The 18487-nt window shown below is 29.5% G+C and carries 20 protein-coding genes and 2 tRNA genes; 18 read left to right on the forward strand and 4 right to left on the reverse strand.

What is annotated here, in order from left to right:
• The first annotated feature begins 234 nt into the window (after positions 1-234).
• From FGK85_RS11715 to FGK85_RS11745, 8 genes are all read left to right on the forward strand, one after another.
• Complete coding sequence (locus FGK85_RS11715) at positions 235-1203, forward strand: 2-hydroxyacid dehydrogenase (RefSeq protein WP_138206852.1); 969 nt, start codon at positions 235-237, stop codon at positions 1201-1203.
• Positions 1204-1237: 34 nt separating this feature from the next.
• Positions 1238-1432, forward strand: a complete 195-nt coding sequence (locus FGK85_RS11720; protein ID WP_138206854.1) for a DUF6440 family protein — start codon at positions 1238-1240, stop codon at positions 1430-1432.
• Positions 1433-1532: 100 nt separating this feature from the next.
• Complete coding sequence (locus FGK85_RS15770; RefSeq protein ID WP_279232920.1) at positions 1533-1661, forward strand: hypothetical protein; 129 nt, start codon at positions 1533-1535, stop codon at positions 1659-1661.
• Positions 1662-1672: 11 nt separating this feature from the next.
• Positions 1673-2329 (forward strand): phage head-tail adapter protein, encoded by a 657-nt coding sequence (locus FGK85_RS11725; protein WP_138206856.1) that lies wholly within the window; start codon positions 1673-1675, stop codon positions 2327-2329.
• Between the two features lie 279 nt (positions 2330-2608).
• Complete coding sequence (locus FGK85_RS11730; protein WP_171011406.1) at positions 2609-4552, forward strand: SEC-C metal-binding domain-containing protein; 1944 nt, start codon at positions 2609-2611, stop codon at positions 4550-4552.
• Positions 4553-4611: 59 nt separating this feature from the next.
• Entirely contained in the window at positions 4612-4884 is a 273-nt protein-coding gene (locus tag FGK85_RS11735; RefSeq protein ID WP_138206860.1) for a DUF1294 domain-containing protein, read from the forward strand.
• Positions 4885-5743: 859 nt separating this feature from the next.
• Positions 5744-6838 carry an AI-2E family transporter gene (locus FGK85_RS11740; RefSeq protein ID WP_138206862.1) on the forward strand — a complete coding sequence of 365 codons (1095 nt, stop codon included), beginning with the start codon at positions 5744-5746 and terminating at the stop codon, positions 6836-6838.
• Positions 6839-6859: 21 nt separating this feature from the next.
• Entirely contained in the window at positions 6860-7759 is a 900-nt protein-coding gene (locus FGK85_RS11745; RefSeq protein ID WP_138206864.1) for a glycosylasparaginase, read from the forward strand.
• Between the two features lie 151 nt (positions 7760-7910).
• On the opposite strand, the gene FGK85_RS11750 is transcribed toward FGK85_RS11745, so the two are convergent.
• Positions 7911-8792, reverse strand: coding sequence for a pyridoxamine kinase (locus tag FGK85_RS11750; RefSeq protein WP_138206866.1), 882 nt, complete (start codon positions 8790-8792; stop codon positions 7911-7913).
• A gap of 293 nt (positions 8793-9085) precedes the next feature.
• On the opposite strand from FGK85_RS11750, the gene FGK85_RS11755 reads away from it, so the two are divergent.
• Positions 9086-9448 (forward strand): LapA family protein, encoded by a 363-nt coding sequence (locus FGK85_RS11755; protein ID WP_138206868.1) that lies wholly within the window; start codon positions 9086-9088, stop codon positions 9446-9448.
• 101 nt (positions 9449-9549) lie between these two features.
• Here the strand turns inward: FGK85_RS11755 and FGK85_RS11760 are convergent, their stop codons facing one another.
• Positions 9550-9744: an alpha/beta-type small acid-soluble spore protein gene (locus FGK85_RS11760; protein WP_035290345.1), complete on the reverse strand. Its 195-nt coding sequence runs from the start codon at positions 9742-9744 to the stop codon at positions 9550-9552.
• Positions 9745-9955: 211 nt separating this feature from the next.
• On the opposite strand from FGK85_RS11760, the gene FGK85_RS11765 reads away from it, so the two are divergent.
• From FGK85_RS11765 to speD, 9 genes are all read left to right on the forward strand, one after another.
• Complete coding sequence (locus tag FGK85_RS11765; protein ID WP_138206870.1) at positions 9956-10174, forward strand: hypothetical protein; 219 nt, start codon at positions 9956-9958, stop codon at positions 10172-10174.
• A gap of 241 nt (positions 10175-10415) precedes the next feature.
• Entirely contained in the window at positions 10416-11126 is a 711-nt protein-coding gene (locus tag FGK85_RS11770) for a pseudouridine synthase (protein WP_138206872.1), read from the forward strand.
• 38 nt (positions 11127-11164) lie between these two features.
• Positions 11165-11707, forward strand: coding sequence for a tRNA 5-(aminomethyl)-2-thiouridylate-methyltransferase MnmM (mnmM, locus tag FGK85_RS11775; protein WP_138206874.1), 543 nt, complete (start codon positions 11165-11167; stop codon positions 11705-11707).
• 132 nt (positions 11708-11839) lie between these two features.
• On the forward strand, positions 11840-12715 hold the full coding sequence (locus tag FGK85_RS11780; protein WP_138206876.1) for a MurR/RpiR family transcriptional regulator: 876 nt from the start codon (positions 11840-11842) through the stop codon (positions 12713-12715).
• A 227-nt stretch (positions 12716-12942) separates the two neighbouring features.
• A complete protein-coding gene (locus FGK85_RS11785) occupies positions 12943-14208 on the forward strand; it encodes a Glu/Leu/Phe/Val family dehydrogenase (RefSeq protein WP_138206878.1) in 1266 nt (421 codons plus the stop codon).
• Between the two features lie 233 nt (positions 14209-14441).
• The gene (locus tag FGK85_RS11790; RefSeq protein ID WP_138206880.1) at positions 14442-15665 is read left to right on the forward strand and encodes a BaiN/RdsA family NAD(P)/FAD-dependent oxidoreductase; all 1224 of its coding nucleotides are present in this window, start codon (positions 14442-14444) and stop codon (positions 15663-15665) included.
• Positions 15666-15701: 36 nt separating this feature from the next.
• Positions 15702-16358 (forward strand): (d)CMP kinase, encoded by a 657-nt coding sequence (gene cmk, locus FGK85_RS11795; protein WP_138206882.1) that lies wholly within the window; start codon positions 15702-15704, stop codon positions 16356-16358.
• Positions 16359-16537: 179 nt separating this feature from the next.
• A complete protein-coding gene (locus FGK85_RS11800; RefSeq protein ID WP_138206886.1) occupies positions 16538-17383 on the forward strand; it encodes a 4-hydroxy-3-methylbut-2-enyl diphosphate reductase in 846 nt (281 codons plus the stop codon).
• 254 nt (positions 17384-17637) lie between these two features.
• On the forward strand, positions 17638-18021 hold the full coding sequence (gene speD, locus FGK85_RS11805) for an adenosylmethionine decarboxylase (RefSeq protein ID WP_138206884.1): 384 nt from the start codon (positions 17638-17640) through the stop codon (positions 18019-18021).
• An 85-nt stretch (positions 18022-18106) separates the two neighbouring features.
• Here the strand turns inward: speD and FGK85_RS11810 are convergent.
• Positions 18107-18191, reverse strand: a tRNA-Tyr gene (locus FGK85_RS11810).
• A 14-nt stretch (positions 18192-18205) separates the two neighbouring features.
• Positions 18206-18282: transfer RNA gene (locus FGK85_RS11815), tRNA-Ile, on the reverse strand.
• Positions 18283-18487: the final 205 nt, after the last annotated feature.

Consider the following 18487-nt stretch of genomic DNA (forward strand, 5'->3'; position numbering starts at 1 on the left):
AGGAGCCCTTCTTGCTAATATTTATATATATTTTCTGAGAAAGAACAAAAAGATTACTATAGTCGCTTAAAAAAGGAAATAAAGTTTCTAAGTAATCTTTTTATAAAGTTAATTTACGCACAATCTGTTGGGGTTCTCTTTTTTATAAGTGCTTTCAATAATATGAGTTTGAGGTTAAAATATAGATATGGGAATAAAGTATGTGGACTATTACTTATAAGGGAGGAGATTTTGATGAAACCTAAAGTATATATTGCTCGAAGAGTTTCAAAGGAAGTTCAAGAATACATTTCAAAGTTTTGTGATCTTGAAATGAATGAAAGTGATGAAATATTATCCAGGGAAAAGATAGTGGAAAAGTATAATCATATAGATGGATTAATAACCATTGGAACAAAAATAGATGAAGAATTTTTAAATTCTATGCCTAATTTAAAAGTAGTAAGTAACATATCTGTAGGATATGATAATTTTGTAATAAAAGATATGAAAAAAAGAAAAATAATAGGTACTAATACGCCAGATACATTAAATGATACAGTGGCAGATTTAGCTTTGGGGCTTATATTGTCAGTGGCAAGAAGAATACCAGAACTTGATAAAATAACTAAAGCTGGGATGTGGACAAAGGTCTATCCGGAAGAATATGTAGGCACAGAAGTGCACCATAAAACCTTAGGTATAATAGGCATGGGTAGAATAGGTGAAGTTGTGGCTAAAAGAGCTAAATTAGGATTTGACATGGATGTATTATATTATAATAGACACAGAAAAGAAGAAACGGAAAAGAGGCTAGGGGTAAAGTATTATTCTAAGGATGAACTTATTAAAAAATCTGATTTTATAGTAGTATTAACTCCTCTTACTAAGGAAACATATCATTTTATTGACGAAAGAGAATTTAACTTAATGAAAAAATCAGCAATAATTATTAATGTGTCTAGGGGGCAAACTATTAATGAACTAGCTTTAATTGATGCTATAAAAACTGGAAAAATAGCAGGAGCAGGGGTAGATGTGTTTGAAAAAGAACCTACAGATAAAAACAATCCACTTCTGAGGATGGAAAATGTAGTGACTTTGCCGCACATAGGATCAGGCACTTGGAATACAAGAAACCATATGAGCATGGTGGCAGCGGAGGATATGGTTTCAGCATTGCAAGGAAATATACCTAAAAATTTAGTAGAGGAATTTAAATAAAAGTTCATCGGAAAAATTTATGGAGGGATTTTATATGTTTGGAAAAGAAAAAAAAGAAAAGCGATTTGTTGTTAAAGAAGAACAATCATTAGGCATTGGTGTATTTGATGCATTGTATATTGTTGTGGATACTAGGACAGGGGTTAATTACTTAATGACTGCAAGAGATGGTGTGAATGGAATAACACCATTATTAGATTCCGATGGTAAGGTAGTAGTTGATAAATAAATTTTAATTTGTAGATTTAATGTAATAGAATTTAATATTAAAGTTTGTTTTATACTTCTTATTACGAGATAAAAGTTTTAAAAATGTAATGGAGAATAAAGTGGAAAATATGGGAATGATTGTGGCTATTGAAATAGAGGCAGTGTTAAATAAATTTGGAATACCGATTCAAGAATTAAAATTTACTGATAGTATTACTGGTAAAGTAAGTAAATTTATTTTATCATGAGGGGGAATTTGATGAAAACAAAACAAGAGCGTTCAGAAATTTTTAAGTCCTTTCAAACAAACATAAAGAGAAAAGACTCTTTTGAACTTGGCAAGGAGAAATTAATGGAGCTTAGGGGGGAATTGATGTCAATATATGACTATATATTTGCTACTTGTAGCAATGAGGATTTCGTAAAAATGCCCCTTGCTAAAGATAAGACAATAGCATATTATATATATCATCTTACTAGAATTGAAGATATTACATCAAACACTTTAATTGCAGGGAAGGAACAAATTTTCTTTAGAAATAATTATGATAAGTTACTTAAGTCTCCTATTATAACTACAGGCAATGAGATACCACGTGATAAATTAGTCCAATTTAGTGAAATGCTAGATATAAATCAATTGAAAAATTATACAACTGATGTTTTAAATAATACAAATAATATAATAAAGAATATGAGTTATGAGGATTCAAAAACTAAAGTAGCCCAAGAGAGGAAAACAGAGTTATTGAAGCTTAATACTGTGTCAGAGGATGAAAATGCCTTTTGGCTTGTGGATTACTGGTGTAATAAAACCTTTGCTGGATTGTTGTTAATGCCTTTTTCTAGACATCAGATGTTACACCTGGATGGTTGCTTAAGAATAACGAAAAAAATAAAAAAGTCAATAAGTTAAAAAAATTTCAAATGGCATGGAATTGTAGAAAGTGATATAATATTTAATGTATTTTATATAAAAGTGTTAATTTTAGAGAGCCTAGGTTCTCTTTTTTTTAATAAGTACTTTTAATAATTTAGGTTTATGGCTAAAATATTAATATAATAAATAAAAAAGAGGCAGGTGTATTCTTTGGAAGGAAAATGCTACTATTGTAAAAAAGAATTTAGTAAATCAGGGATTTTAAAACACATCAAAAGTTGTTCTGTTAGGAAAGAATATATGGGAGAAAGTACAATGGCTTCTAAAGCTAAGAAGAATAAATTTATATTGAGCATAGCATCTAAATATGAACCTAGTGTTTATTGGTTGTACATAGCTATAGATAAAACTGCTACTCTAAAAGAATTAGATAAGTTTTTAAGAGACATATGGGTAGAATGCTGCGGTCATTTAAGTAGTTTTGAAATAAATGGTGTGAGTTATGAATCTTCATTGAATGATTGCTGGGGCTGGAAGAATTCTGCAAAAAATATGGATGTAAAGCTTAAGGATGTAGTAGTGCTAAATGATAAAATAAATTATGAGTATGATTTTGGTTCTACAACTTATTTAAATATAAAGGTTGCAGGAGAATTGTCTAGTTCATCTACAGAAAATAAAATTGAAATAATGGCTAGAAATAATGAGCCAGAAATAAAATGCTCTAATTGTGGTGATAAGGCGGCATATTATGATTATGACCATGAAGAATATTTATGTGAAGAATGTTTAAAGGATATTACCCAAGAAGATAGTGAAATGATAGAAGAACTAGGGTACTGCAATTCCCCTAGAGATGGTATATGTGGATATTGGGGTAAAAAGGAGAATGAGGAAGCATATCTTCCTGTGATTAATAATCAACATGTTGATATTAAACAAATAAATAATTCAAAAAATAAAAATGAAGTACATAATATTCATAATGATAAAGATGCTGACAAAGATAATGTAATAGATATAAATGAAATATTAAAGGCTAAAAATCAAAATAAATTAATGGATATAAATAATTTATTAGATTTTGAGGATGAAGAAGAACTGGAAAATAACTTAATAGAAAATATGGAAAATCTTTTTAAAGATTTTATTATATCTAAAGGTATAAGCATGGAAAAGAAAATATGGTCTTCTATGAAGAATGATACTTCTTTAGAGTATCATTTAGGTAGATTAACGAAAAAGGAACTAGTGAGTGTAGCTAATAATCTTAATATAAAAAAAGTATCATCCTTAAAAAAAGAACAGTTGAAAAATAAAATTTTAGGATTATATGAAGAAAAAATAGATATTTATATAGAAAATTTAGATATTTCAAGATTCAACTTTTTGCTGAATTTAGCTATTAAAGAAGGTGGAATTTATGAGAATATGGAGGATGATGACTTAGTTGAAACTTATTTTTTTAGAGAGAGAGCACTGGTTTTTCCAGGGATAATTGATAAAAGAGAAGTAGTTATTATGCCTGATGAAGCGCGAAAAATAATATTAAATAAAAATACCGAGGACTTTAAGAATAAATTATTAAAAAATGAAGAGATAATAAAATTGTTTTGGGGAATGTGTTATTATTATGGTGTTATAGAATTAGAACAGTTTACTAAACTAGTAACAAAGTACATAGACTATGATATAGATGATATGGATTTAGTTTCAATATTAGGAGAAGCAGCGGTATATTATAATGAATTTTATTTTGATGGTTATTTGGGTACTGACGCCTTAGTGGAGGATGAATACTTTATATTAAGCCAACAGAAAAATAGAGATGATTTGGATTTTTATCCATTTACTAAGAAAGAATTATTTAAGGTAGCTGTTATAAATTATGAGGAAAATGGCAGGGCATATAAGAAATTTTATAGTTATTTATGTGATAATTTCAATATAGACAGTGACAAGGCAGAAGATTTGATATTTAATTTAGAAATAGATATACAAAATACTAAAGATTTTTCCGGAGGTTTTAGTGACTTTTTAGAATGTTTTAATTTTACGGATATGGATGAGGCAAATGAAATGCTTAATGAATTAAGGAAGTTTGCTAATAGCATAAGGCAGTGGGCTATAAAAGGATATACTCCAAATGAACTTGTTGCTTTAGAAAAAGGCAAAAGACAAAATGGAAAAATTGGTAGAAATGAACCATGTCCTTGTGGAAGTGGAAAAAAGTATAAAAATTGTTGTTTAAAAAAATAAATTTTAATTTATCAAAAGCCCCTATTTCATTGTAAGAAAGTGGGGGCTAGGGGGATTTTATGGAAGTATACCTAAAGTATTACCTTATTCTTTTAAACTTAATAGGATTTATAGTTATGTATACGGATAAGAAAAAAGCTAAAAGAAATACCTGGAGAATAAGAGAAAGAACTTTATTACTAATAGCTGCCTTTGGGGGAAGTATAGGATCTTATTTAGGAATGAAACTATTCAGACATAAAACTAAACATGCTAAATTTAAATATGGCATTCCCATTATAATATTAATTCAATTATTGTTAATTTTATATGGAACAGGGCTGTTGCATTAAGGAAATTACGTGAAATAGTTTGCTAAGAATAGATTTTATATATACGATTCTATAAAAAGCAAAGTATTAAATCTTTTATATAAAGGCGAAAACCCTAAAAATATATTAATGGGTAAAATATAAGCAGAGTTCTAACCTTCAGATGGAGTTTTTACTCCAACTGAAGGTTAGAGATTGTTATCCAGGGACGTAGCTGCCGTTATCTCCACTTTGTTAGAAGTGGGAGTGTTACGGCAGGTACGTCTCTGGATAAATTTTCTTTGGAGTGGTGAAAGGATAGTTTCTGCGGAACTATCCTTTCATTTTTGAATATATTGTAGAATAGAGGAATTTATTTCAATATGTGTTTACATATTTTGTAAATACATATTGAAATAAATTTGAACTTGTAAAATTTTCATATTATAGTATACTTTTTGTATTTTTATCTTTACATCCTGTTATTATTGAAATATAATAGAAAATGTTGGGATTAATAATTAACGATTTCTATGTATATAGGAGAGGGAAGAATGGAAGAAATTAGAGCGTTATTGAATAAAATAATAAACGATGGCAAATTGGCCTTAAGTAGTGAAGAGTGGTAAGTGTTAGTCAACAATTGGACAAGCTTATTTTAAAATTCTATTCAGATCAAAATGAATGAAGATAATTTGATTTATGCGTGTTATAAGGTTTGTAGGAGTTTTTTCTTTTACAAACCTTATTACATTATGGGATATATTATGCCAAGGTGTATTTTATAATTGTTAACGTAGTGTAATAATTGTATTACCTATATTGTAAATTTTTTATTTGAGTGATAGTATTAATTTTATAATTTTGTTTAATAAATTAAAAAGCTTGAAGGAGGAAATAAATGAAATTTGATAAAAATAAAATTAAGTATTTTGATTTAATAGTAGCAGTTTTTATAATTTTTATAGGTATAGAATTAATTTTGAATTACAAAACGTCAGTATACTTATTAGGGAAAGTAGTTAAAATTTTAAAACCATTTATAGTAGCGTTTATAGTAGCTTATGCATTAAACCCTGTGATCAAATTTTTAGAGAGAAAGTTTAATTTAAAAAGAAATTATAGTATACTTATAACGTATATTTTTTTTATAGGAATTATAGCTTTGTTTTCCACAATAGTTATTCCTAAAATATTTTACAGTGGTATGGATATGCTACATGATATCCCCAACTTTGCTTTAGAAGTTAGTCAATGGATAGATAAAAATTTGGCCGGCAGGATTGGTGATTTAGGTGGATTCTTCAATAATAATGCTGGTGAATTACTGAAAAAGTTTAGTACAATGTCTTCAACATGGTTAAATATAGGATTGTCAAAGTTAGTTAACCTAACTAATTCATTAATAAATTTAATTTTTGGATTAATAATAGCCATATATATTTTAGCAAGTAAGGAAAAATACAAAGAACTTTCTAAGGATTTTATATATGTAACTTTTAGAGAAAAATGGGGAAATAAAATAATAAACTTTATAAACAATGTAAATAGAATGGTAAGCTTATATATAGGTATAAAGGCTTTAGATTCTTTGATAATAGGCGCTATTGCTTTAGTAGGTTTTATAATATTTAAATCTCCCTATGCTCTTATTTTAGGTTTAGTAGTAGCAGTTACAAATATGATCCCTTACTTTGGGCCTTTCGTAGGCATGCTACCTGCTTTTATAATAAATGTATTTTATTCACCTAAAAAGGCAGTATTTATTCTATTGTTTTTAATTCTACTTCAGCAATTTGATGCTTGGTACTTAGAACCAAAATTAGTAGGAGACAAGGTTGGATTAAGTCCATTTTTAATTATATTAGGCATAACCATATTGGGAAGTTTATTTGGAATATGGGGAATGTTATTGGCTTCACCTATAATGGCAGTACTTAAAATATACATAGGTGGATGGTTTAAAAGAAAAGTAGAAGAATATAAAAATTCGTAATTTAATTTTGGAGGGATTTTCATGTGGGGAATTATAGGCACTTGGGAAATGGCTTTACAGGGTATAAAGAAATCTTCTAGTTTATTAGAGAATGGAAATACTGCAGATATAGCTATTATAGAAGCTATAAAGGATGTGGAGGATAATCCAAACTTTACATCTGTAGGTTATGGTGGACTTCCAAATGAAAATGGAGAAGTGGAGCTTGATGCAGCTTTTATGGATGGAAATAATTTATCCTTTGGGGCAGTAGCTGGTATAAAAAATTTTAACAACCCTATAACTATAGCAAAAGCACTTAGTAAAGATAGATTTAATATTTTTCTAGTTGGAAAAGGCGCAGAAAGTTATGCTGAAAAAAATGGTTTTGAGAAAAAGAATATGCTGACTTTAAAATCAAAAGAAGCTTGGGAAAAAAGAATAAAGGATATTAAAGAAAAAAATTTGAGCCCTTATGATGGGCATGATACTGTAGGTATGGTATGTTTGGATAAATACGGAAACATCACAGCAGGTACATCTACTAGTGGACTTTTTATGAAAAAAGAAGGTAGGGTGGGAGATTCTCCTATGCCTGGTTCAGGACTTTATGTAGATAGTAAAATAGGTGGTGCTACGGCTACAGGATTAGGTGAAGATATTATGAAAGGTTGTATATCTTATGAAGCAGTCAGACTTATGGAAGAAGGATATACTCCTCAAGAGGCTGTAAATATAATTACAGAAAAATTTAATAAAAAACTTATTGATAGAAGAGGTACTGCAGGTGCTTTTTCTATAGTTTGTATGAATAAAGAAGGTAAATGGGGTGTTGGAACTAATGTAGAGTTTCCATTTGTGGTATCTACAGAATTAGAGGGAACCAAGGTTTATGTTGCTAATTTTAAAGATAATAAAATAGTATACAAACCATTAATTTAGAGGATAGAAAATATTTTTGTAAAAGGGCTGTTGCACTAAGAATAAATACTACGATATATTATGCTAGATCTAAATTTTTAGATAATATATTGTATGTAAATTACTTAATGCAACAGCCCTATTAGATTAAAAAATACATTAGATTACATATTTATTTTAGCATTTCATAACTGCTAATCATCACAGGCAATTTCAATGTATCTAAAACCTTTTCTAAAAGAATGCCTTCTCTATTAGGGTATTTAAATCCATAGCTGGCTTTAATGCCTGTACTTATAAATTGTACACCTCTATCTAAAGCTATAGGTAAGCTATCACCCTGTAGTAAGCTTCCTATGAGTACACTAGTAAAAGAATCTCCGGTTCCAGGATAAAAAGTTGGAATGTATTTGCAACTTACCTTCCAGAATACACCGTCTTCTTTATTATATGCAACTACACTAGTGTTTTTGTCATTGGAGGAATCAGGAACACTAGTTATTATTACTATATTAGGACCTAAATCTGAAAGCCTTATACACCAATCCTTAATTAAATCTTCATTGACAATAGTATCTTTATTTATATTTTCACCTATAAGGTAAGCAGCTTCAGTAATATTAGGAGTTATTATATCAGCTTTTGTAATTAGCGTTCTCATATTTTCAACCATAGAAAAAGGCATTGTATCGTATAGCTTTCCGTTGTCACCCATAACAGGATCCACCACCACTAAAGTGTGATTTGTTTTAAATAAATCTATAAAATTTGATACTATGTTTATTTGCTTAGGAGAGCCTAAAAAACCGCTATATATGCAGTCAAAATCAATTTTGAGTTTGTGCCAGTGATTTATATATCTTTCCATGGAATCTGTAAGATCTATGAAACTATAATCTTCAAAACCATCTGTCTGAGTAGATAGTATAGCTGTAGGCAAAGGACAAACTTGTAATCCCATGGTAGATAGGATTGGGATTATAGCTGTTAAAGAAGATCTTCCAAAGCCTGATAGATCATGTATAGCTGCAACTCTTTTTACAGGTTTAATCATACAAAATCCCCTCCTTAATCTTATACAAGTGTTTCATTTAAGGAATATATTATTTCACAAAAATAATTAATTTTCAAGTGTAAGGATACATTTATTGAAAATATAAAATTTAAAAATAAAATTCCTTTAGGAGTTTTTGTTTAAATATAAGTTAGGTAAATACTCTAAAAATTTTAATTTTCATCTTAAAATGCTTATTTAATTTGAAATTTAAATTTATGTGCGAAAATGGAATAATTAATATATAATTAATATATATAATAAATAAATTAAAAGGTAGGTGAGAGTTTCACATGGGGACTTCAGACAAAAATATGAGAAATACATTTATTATTTGGTTAGTTTTTGCTTTGCTGATAACTATTTTTACTATTCAAAATGCAGCGGCCATAACTGTAAAATTATTTATGTGGCAATTTAATATTTCCCTAGCGGTTATAATTGTATCATGTATAATATTAGGTGCTGTAGTGGGTACATTATTGGGATTAAAAAAAGAGATGAACTTGAAAAAAGAAAACAAGAAATTACTAAATGAAATTAAAAAATTAAAAGAAGAAATTAATCATATGCAATTTAACAAGGAAATAGCAACTGACAGTGAAAAATTTAGTACAGATAAAGAAAGTACAAGTACTTGCAATTGCAAAAATTAAAGTATAAAAGAGGCTGTGGCATTAAGAATTTTCATACAATATATTGTAGGAGTTATTCTTAGTGCTACAGCCCCTTTTGGGAAATGGATTTAATTATTTAATTATTTTATATTTCTTTCGTAAGATTCAACCATTCTTTTTACCATTTCTCCACCAACAGAACCGTTTTGTCTAGAAGTAAGGTCTCCATTGTAATCGCTTAGAGGTACGTTTAGTTCATTTGCTACCTCCATTTTGAATTTGTTTAAACCAGTCTTAGCCTCTGGTACTAAAGTTCTATTATTGTTTCTTGCCATATATATTACCTCCTTTTTTTTAGGTTGTATATATATATTGTGCAAATTAGAGATGAATATGTTAGTAACTCTATGGGTTACAAGGCATATTATAGAATAAAATTAGAATTTTACTAAATTGGTCAGTAAAAAGAATAATGCAATATATATGTTTACAAATATGTATAATATTAGTATAATATTATAAAAGGTATAAAAGGAAGTGTTATTTATGGATAATAACAGGGATAAAATTGTAAATGAAGAAACTACTCGTTCTCATTCTAATATTATTTCTATGACAGGTAATGTATTAAAACCATCTAAAGCATCCAAGGGAAGAAATAAAATAGAATCCAATAAAACCGTAAAAGAAAAAATAATTTCTGGTATAATTGCTGTAGCTCTTATAGTTGGTCCTATTGCTATAATTGCACTTATATTAAGATAAAGATTATGTTTAATATATATTTCTGTAAAGAGTCCTTGGACTCTTTATTTTTTATAAAATTTATATATAAGTCTTTATAAATATATATAAGTATAATAAAATGAATTAGTGTTAAAAGTATTTACTATTTGGATAAGTATTTTTTAGTTTTGAAAATATGAATTGAAGAAATTCTATAGGAATTTCACCATTCATTTTAAATTTTTCATTCTAAATTTTAAATTGTAAAGGATGGTTTTATATGATGGAAAGATTGCAAAAATACATGGCTAGATGTGGAGTGGCATCAAGAAGAAAATGTGAAGAATTTATAGCTAATGGTGAGGTTAAAGTAAATGATGAAATAGTAACTGAGCTGGGTTTTAAAGTAGATCCTTCTAGTGATAAGGTCGTTTTTAGAGGAGAAATCTTAAAACCAGAAGAAGAAAAGGTATATATAATGTTAAACAAACCTACAGGGTATATTACATCAGTTAAAGATGAAAAAGGAAGGAAAACGGTTTTGGATTTAGTTAAAACTAAAGAAAGAATTTATCCAATCGGTAGGTTAGATTATGATACTTCAGGGCTTATATTACTTACAAACGATGGTGATGTATATAATAAACTTATACACCCAAGGGAAGAAATAGATAAGTTATATGAGGCTATTATAGAAGGGGTTCCAAACAAAGACCAAATAGATAGGTTTTGTAATGGAGTTGATATTGGCGGATATATAACCTCAAATGCAAAACTAGTTATAATAGATAAAAATCCAGAAAAGGCTAAAGTACATATTATTATACATGAAGGTAAAAACAGGCAGGTCAGAAGAATGTGCGATGCTATAAATCACCCTGTAATGGAACTTAAGAGAAAAGCTATAGGAAGACTAGAAATGAAAAACTTGCAGGAAGGACAATGGAGATATCTTACTGAAGAAGAAATTAACTATATAAAAAATTTATAAATAAAATAATTTAACTTTACACTATAAGGAGAAGAGGAATGTTTAAGTACGGTAATAGTATAAGTGGATTAGCACAAGATATAATAAAAGACTATTGTAGTAATTTTGATGTAGCAATAGATGCTACTTTAGGCAATGGACATGATTCTGATTTTTTAAGTTCTATTTTTAAAAAGGTATATTCTTTTGATATTCAGAGCTATGCTGTGGAGAATTACAAGAATAGGGGAAAAGAAAATGTGGTGGCAATAAATAGCTCTCATGAGTATATAGATAAATATGTTATTGATAGGGTAGACTGTGTAATGTACAATTTAGGCTATTTGCCTGGTGGAGATAAAAACATAACTACTAAGGCTCAGAGTACATTAGAAAGTTTGGATGCATCATTAAAACTTTTAAACAGTGGGGGTATAATAACTATATGCATATATTGGGGTCATGAAGCAGGTAAGGAGGAAAAGGGGACTATTTTAAGTTTTGTAGAAAAGCTTTCAAAAAAAGATTTTAGTGTAATGATGCACAGTTATTTAAATAGAAGTAATGACCCGCCAATACTTTTAGTTATAGAAAAGAAATAAATTAGCTATTTTCTTATTTATAAAGAAAATTAACAAACAAATGAAAGAAATATTGCTAAGTTCTTCAATAGATGATAAAATGAATTATATAATTCATTACAATAATAGTATTGAAGAAAGGGTTGAATAACTATGGAAGATAGTAGACAAGATTTAATGAGAACCATTCAAATAAAATTTCCACGATTAAGCAAAGGACAAAAGTTAATTGCAGAATATATATTGAAGCACTATGATAAGGCAGCTTTTATGACAGCTGCAAAACTAGGAATAAGTGTAGGGGTAAGTGAATCAACTGTAGTAAGATTTGCTAATGAACTTGGATTTTCAGGATATCCTAAACTTCAAAAGGCTCTTCAGGAACTTATAAAAAATAAATTGACTACAGTTCAAAGGATAGAACTTTCAAATGATTTAATAACAGAACATAATGCTTTAAAGGGTGTATTAAAATCAGATATAGAAAATATACGATCCACTTTAGAAAAGATTAATCATCAGACTTTTGAGGATGTGGTGGACCTTCTTTTTAAGTCTAAAAAAATATATATTATAGGACTTAGAAGTTCCACTGCTTTAGCAGAATTTTTAGGTTTCTACTTAAATCTAATATTGGACAATGTTAAGGTTGTGGGATATGGTATGAGTGATATATTTGAACAAATGCTTGGTTTGACTGAAAATGATTTAGTAATAGGTATAGGTTTTCCAAGATATGCTACTAGAACTATAGAAGCTTTAAGCTTTGCTCAAAGCAGAAATGCAAAGGTAGTTGCTGTTACAGATAGTTTATTATCACCTTTAGCTGCTAGATCGGATTATTCATTAATAGCTCAAAGTAATATGGCTTCTTTTGTTGACTCTTTAGTTGCACCTTTAAGTGTTATTAATGCACTTATAATTGCTGCAGGATTAAGAGAGAAAGAAAAAATATCATCTACATTTACTGATTTGGAAGATATATGGGAAGAATATCAAGTGTACTCATATAAAAGTAAAGAGGAATAATAATTAATTTTTAATAGGCGATATAAATGTTACAGGTTGTTACATTTATATCGCTTAAATTTATGAAATTTATATTTCATAAAATAAAAATAAAATTTTTAAAATTTTTAAAAAAAAAGAAGGATAAATATGAATGGTATCGAATATAGTATTATGTGAGAAAGATGAAATGCAATAATAATATATAATGAAGTATAACATGCAAATTTTATTAGGGGGTAATAATTATGGCAAAAGAAACTTTAAATCCATTGGTAAATGCTCAAAAGCAAGTTAAAGATGCTTGCGACAAATTAGGAATGGAGGCTTCAGTTTACGAATTATTAAAAGAACCTTTAAGAGTTATTGAAGTATCTATACCAGTAAAAATGGATGATGGTTCTGTAAAGGTATTCAAAGGTTTTAGATCTCAACATAATGATGCTGTAGGTCCAACAAAAGGCGGAGTAAGATTCCATCCAAACGTAAGCTTAGATGAAGTTAAAGCTCTATCAATCTGGATGACTTTCAAATGTTCTGTAACTGGAATCCCATATGGCGGAGGAAAAGGTGGAATAATCGTTGATCCTAGAGAATTATCTGAGGGTGAACTTGAAAGATTATGTAGAGGATATGTTGATGGTATATATAAATTAATCGGTGAAAAAGTAGACGTTCCAGCACCAGACGTTAACACAAATGGACAAATAATGTCTTGGTTTGTTGATGAATACAACAAATTAGTTGGCCACAGTGCAATGGGAACATTCACTGGTAAACCAGTTGAATTTGGTGGATCAAAAGGAAGAAACGAAGCTACAGGATTTGGTGTTGCAGTAACTGCAAGAGAAGCGGCTAAAAAATTAGGTATTGATATGAACGGTGCTAAGGTAGCAGTTCAAGGCTTTGGTAACGTTGGAAGGTTTACAGTTAAAAACTGTATTAAATTAGGTGCTAAAGTTGTAGCTGTTGCAGAATGGTGCAGAGAAGTTGGAACATATGTAATATACAATGAAAATGGCTTAGATTTCGAAGCTATGAATGCATATATGGGAGAACATCGTAACTTAGTAGATTTCCCAGGTGCTAAAAAATTATCAATGGAAGAATTCTGGGGATTAAACGTAGATATATTAATTCCAGCAGCTCTTGAAAATGCTGTTACAGCTGATGTTGCTAAATTAATAAACACTAAATTAGTTTGTGAAGCAGCTAATGGACCAATAACTCCAGAAGCAGATGAAATATTAAATGAAAAAGGAATAACTGTTACTCCAGACATATTAACTAATGCTGGTGGAGTTACTGTTTCTTACTTTGAATGGGTACAAAACCTATATGGATACTATTGGGGAGAAAAAGAAGTAGAAGAAAAAGAAGAAATAGCCATGATAAATGCATTCAATGCTATTTGGTCAATAAAAGAAGAATACTCAGTTCCAATGAGAAAAGCAGCTTACATGCACTCAATTAAGAAAGTTGCTACTGCTATGAAACTAAGAGGATGGTACTAATCCTTATATAAGCACTGATGAAAAAAGAGGGTTTAATACCCTCTTTTTTAATGCAAAAAAACTTTTAATATGTTCGCCAAATACTGAAAACAGATTACGAATAGTACAAAAGAAATATAGACATATATATATAACTATGTAAAAAAACCTTTAAGCATATTGGGATAATTCTATTGAATAATTACTGTTATTATATTAAATTATAATAGTAAGTATTATAAGGCGGTGATACATTGGCAAAGATTATTGTAATAGGTGGTGGCCCAGGTGGAATGATGGCAGCTATAGCTGCTTCTAAAAATAAAAATCAGGTTATACTACTTGAAAAAAATGAAAAACTAGGTAAAAAACTTTTTATAACAGGTAAGGGCAGATGTAATGTAACTAATTATAAGGATATAAGTGAATTTTTTCAGTTTATTCCTACTAACTCAAATTTTCTTTATAGTGCATTATATACTTTTACTAATACAGACACTATGAATTTTTTAGAGGAAAATGGGGTTAAACTTAAGATTGAAAGAGGCGATAGGGTTTTTCCTGCATCAGATAAATCCTCTGATATAATAAGAGCCTTTGAAGATACATTAATTAAAAATAATGTGGAATTAAGATTAAATTCTGATGTTAGAAGTTTTGTAACCAAGGACAAGGAGATAAAAGGGGTTAAATTATCTTCTGGTGAAATTTTATATGGAGATAAATTTATACTTTGTACAGGAGGATGCTCTTATCCTCAAACTGGTTCAGATGGATTTGGATATGAACTGGCTAAATCTCTAGGGCATAGTATTGTAAAACCTAAGGGAGCATTAGTGCCTATAGAAGTTAAAGAAAGCTGGGTAAAGGAATTACAGGGGCTTTCACTTAAAAATGTTCAAGTTAAAATCTATAGTGAAGGTAACAATAAGCCTGTATATAAGAATTTTGGTGAAATGCTTTTTACTCATTTTGGGTTATCAGGTCCTATAATTTTAACAGGCAGTAATATAATAAACCAAAATAAAAACCTAAATATAAGTATAGACTTAAAACCAGCACTTACACATGAGCAGTTAGATAAGAGGATTCAAAATGATTTTAAAAAATATTGCAATAAGGATTTTAAAAATTCTTTAGATGATTTATTGCCTAAAAAACTTATAGATGTAATTATTTCTTTAAGCGGAATAGATCCAGTTAAAAAGGTAAATTTGATAACTAAGGATGAAAGAAAAACACTTGTGAATCTACTTAAAAACTTAACATTTAGTATTAAGGGTACACGCCCTATTGCAGAGGCAATTGTAACTTCTGGTGGAGTAGATGTAAAGGAAGTAGATCCTTCTACTATGAAATCTAAAATAGCTTCTAATCTATATTTTGCTGGTGAAATATTGGATTTAGATGCGGAAACTGGTGGTTTTAATATACAGATTGCCTTATCTACGGGATATTTGGCGGGTATGGAGTTTTAAGTATTAATTAATAGTTAAATGAAAGGTGGGCATAAATTGAATATATCAATAGCAATAGATGGTCCTGCAGGAGCAGGGAAAAGCACCATAGCAAAATTAGTAGGAGATAGGTACTCCTTGATGTATATAAATACAGGAGCTATGTATAGGGCAGTTACGTTAAAAGCTATGCAGAACAATATAAAGCCTGATAACACTGAAGAATTAGTGGAACTTATAAACAATCTAGATATGCATTTTCAGGGGGAAAAACTTATAGTAAATGGTCAAGATGTAACAGAAGAGATTTATATGCCTATAATAAGTAAAAATGTATCCTATTATTCTACAATTAAGGAAGTTAGAGAAAAGCTTGTGGAACTTCAAAGAAGGATAGCCCAAAAGTACAGTGTAATAATGGACGGAAGAGACATAGGAACTGTAGTTTTAAAAGATGCAAAACTTAAGATTTTTTTAACTGCCAGCGCAGAAACTAGGGCAAATAGAAGATATAAGGAATTAGAGGAAAAAGGTATAGAAGTAAACTATGAAGAAATTTTAGAAGATATTAAAAAGAGGGATTATATAGATTCTAATAGAGAAATAAGCCCATTAACTAAAGCTGAGGATGCTATAGAAATAGATTCTTCTAATTTAGATATACCAGGTGTGGTAGATAAAATATCTTATTATATAGATGGAATTAAAAAGTAGAGTATACACTTAAAGTGTATATAAACAGATCTCTTAACTTCAGATGGAGTTTTTACTCCATCTGAAGTTAAGAGATCGTTATCCAGGGACGTAGCTGCCGTTATCTCCCACTTTGTTAGAAGTGGGAGTGTTACGGCAGGTAGTCATCGGATAAATAATATACTAAATAAGTGGAGGTAATTATGAAAAATGTAATTGTAGGAGATAAATCTGGATTTTGCTTTGGAGTTAAAAGAGCTGTAGATTTGGTTATAAAATGCCAACAGGAAAAGGGAAAAAGGATTTATACTTTAGGGCCTCTTATACACAATAATGATGTTATAAATTACTTAAAGGAAAGGGATATTTATCCTATAGAGATTCATGAACTGGATAGATTGAATGCGGAAGATGTGGTAGTTATAAGATCCCACGGAGTTTCCCTAGAGATTTTAGAAAAATTAAAAAAAATGGGCCTAGAAGTGATAGATGCTACTTGTCCTTATGTTGGAAGTATTCAAAAGAGAGTAGAGGAGTATTTTAACAGGGGATACAATATTATAATTGTTGGAGATAAAAATCATCCAGAGGTTCAAGGCATAAATGGATGGTGCGAAAATAGTGCCTTGGTTGCTAAAGATGAAACTGATATTTCATCATCCATATCTAAAAAGGTGTGTGTAGTATCACAAACTACTGAAAAAGAAAAGAATTGGCAAAATGTTTTAAATTCAATAATAAAGTATTCAAAGGAGATAGTTGCATTTAATACTATTTGTAGTGCTACTGAAGTTAGACAAAAATGCGCAGAAGAATTATCTAAAAAAGTGGATGCCATGATAGTGATAGGAGGAAGGCATAGTTCCAATACTACTAAGCTATATGAAATATGTATAAAAAATTGCCATAATACAATACATATAGAAAAAGCAGAGGAAATACCTACAGAAATTCTTGAAAATGAAGATATAGTTAATGTGGGAATTACTGCTGGAGCATCTACTCCAGATTGGATAATAGAAGCGGTTATAAACAAAATAAAATAGATTATTTATGCAATGATAATTTAAATATTAATAGAATATTTTTAAAAAATACGTGTATGCTAAAATTAGTATTACGTATTTTTTTGTATTTAATTTATATGATTTCGTTAATATTCATTAGTAAAATAGAGTAAAAGAATACATAAGCAATTTATTCTACGAATATAGAAGAATTTAATAGGATATATTGACTTTTTTCATGTTTTTGATAAAATTTATTTATCTATGAGTAAAAGATATGGAGGTGTTTGTAAATGAATGGTTTAGGCCGTCACATATTAGCAGAAATATATGATTGTAATGAAGAAAAATTAAACGATAAAGACTATATAGAGAAAATAATGGTTGAATCAGCTTTAAAGGCTGGAGCGGAAGTTAGAGAAGTAGCTTTTCATAAATTCAGTCCTCAGGGCGTCAGTGGAGTTGTAATTATATCGGAATCACACTTAACTATTCATACATGGCCAGAACTCCATTATGCAGCAGTAGACGTTTTTACGTGCGGAGAAAGAGTAAATCCATGGGATGCTTGTAATTACATGACTGAGTTTTTAGAGGCTAAAAATATGACTGCCACAGAGGTTAAAAGAGGAATATTTGAAAATCCCGTTTCTGTAAAGAAAGTTTCTAATGAATAATTATAAGGTGCTATATCAATGATATATTTTGAATAGCACCTTGTTTATATTTATATATAAAAAAAGAGCTTTATTTAAGCTCTTATGGTGGATGAAGATGGATTCGAACCATCGAAGCGAATCGCAACAGATTTACAGTCTGCCCCCTTTGGCCACTCGGGAACTCATCCAAATATTAAATTAATGGTGGACCTTCAGGGACTCGAACCCCGGACCAACCGGTTATGAGCCGGTTGCTCTAACCAACTGAGCTAAAGATCCATGCTAGCGACAAGGATTATTATATATTAAAAATAATTTTTTGTCAACAAAATAAGTAATATTTCAGAGATTTAGCACCTAAATTCCAGTAAAAATTTTATTTTTACTGGAATTGTATCTTTTTACATTTACTTAAAGGGCTGGTAAGCCCGCAGACCGATAGGTCGCAAAAATAGATACACTTACCCCTACCCCACGAAATCTT

This window comes from Haloimpatiens lingqiaonensis (assembly GCF_901447495.1).
Classification (GTDB): domain Bacteria; phylum Bacillota; class Clostridia; order Clostridiales; family Clostridiaceae; genus Haloimpatiens; species Haloimpatiens lingqiaonensis.